Here is a 1,234-nt window from a genome sequence, read left to right as displayed (position 1 = left end):
GCGCGAGCGGATGCCGGAGGTCGCCTGCTGGAAGGCGGAGGCCCGCAGCTGAGCAGGTCAGCTCACGCGGTCGACCGTGAACCGGACCAGCCGCCGCAACGCCTCGTTCGCGGGTCCGGCGGGCAGGGCGTCCAGCTCGGACATGGCGTCGGCCACGTACCGCTCGAGCGTGGCCCGCGCGCGACGCATCCCCTCCGAGGCCCGGAGCAGGTCCAGGGCCTCGTGGACCTCCGAGTCGTCGGTCAGGGGCTGCGCCAGCAGTTCGCGCAGGCGGTCACCGTCTGTGGAGCCGGGCTCGAGCGCATAGATCATCGGCAGCGTGTGCACGCCCTCGCGCAGATCGGTGCCGGGGGTCTTGCCTGAGTCGGACGACGGCGAGGCGATGTCGATGATGTCGTCGGCGATCTGGAACGCGATCCCCACCGCGTCTCCCAACCGCCGCAGGCTCTGGATCTGCTCGTCGGACGCACCGGAGTACTCGCCGCCGAACTGCGCGGCGGCCGCGATCAGCGATCCGGTCTTCTCCCAGATCACCCGGAGGTAGTGCTCGGCGGCGTCCGCCGTCTCACCGCCGCCCGGCCCGACCGTCTCCCGCATCTGACCGGTGACCAACTCCGCGAACGTCTGGGCGATGAGTTGGACCGCGGCCGGGCCGAGGTCCGCCAGGAGCATGGAGGAGTGGGCGAAGAGGAAGTCACCGGCGAGGATCGCGGTAGAGTTGTCCCAGCGACTGTTGGCGGACTCGACGCCGCGGCGCACCGAGGCCTCGTCCATCACGTCGTCGTGGTAGAGCGTGGCCAGGTGGATCATCTCGCACACCACGGCCGCTTTGACCAGGCGCTCGCGGTCCGGTTCCGGGCCGAGCTCTCCGGTGAGCAGGGTCACGACGGGCCGGAAGCGCTTGCCGCCCGCGGTGACCAGGTGCAGGGCGACCTCGGTGAGGAAGTCCTCCCCGGACTCGAGGCGGCTCACGAGAAGCTGCTCGACCTCCACGAGCCGAGCCCTCAGCAGAGCTGCGAGATCCGCGTCGCCGACGTCCACGCCCGCCACCATGTGGTCGGGCGGCGTCTCAGCGGTGCCGGTCGTCACAGAATCGCTCGACATCCTCATTCGTCCTCGTCGCCTGGTGTGGACCGGCGGCGACCGATCCTGACGACAGACTACGGTCCCCGCCCGTGGGCTGCGGCACCCCACCCCGGCCGAGGTCGGCGCCGACCGCTCCGGCGGCGACCTG

General features: G+C 71.2%; 1 protein-coding gene. It reads right to left on the bottom strand.

Going from position 1 to position 1,234, the window contains the following annotated elements; all coding sequences use genetic code 11:
- Nucleotides 1-57: 57 nt before the first annotated feature.
- Nucleotides 58-1,104 (bottom strand): polyprenyl synthetase family protein, encoded by a 1,047-nt coding sequence (locus G6026_RS13510; RefSeq protein ID WP_182613467.1) that lies wholly within the window; start codon nt 1,102-1,104, stop codon nt 58-60.
- Nucleotides 1,105-1,234 lie beyond the last annotated feature (130 nt).

It is taken from the genome of Dietzia sp. DQ11-38-2 (genome assembly GCF_014145055.1).
Lineage (GTDB): Bacteria > Actinomycetota > Actinomycetes > Mycobacteriales > Mycobacteriaceae > Dietzia.
Note: the sequence above shows the minus strand (reverse complement) of the source record. Positions and strands in the feature narration are given on the sequence as shown.

Excerpts from the sequence above, each read along its gene's own strand:
- G6026_RS13510 (WP_182613467.1), bottom strand. The coding sequence starts at position 1,104 with ATGTCGAGCGATTCTGTGACGACCGGCACCGCTGAGACGCCGCCCGAC.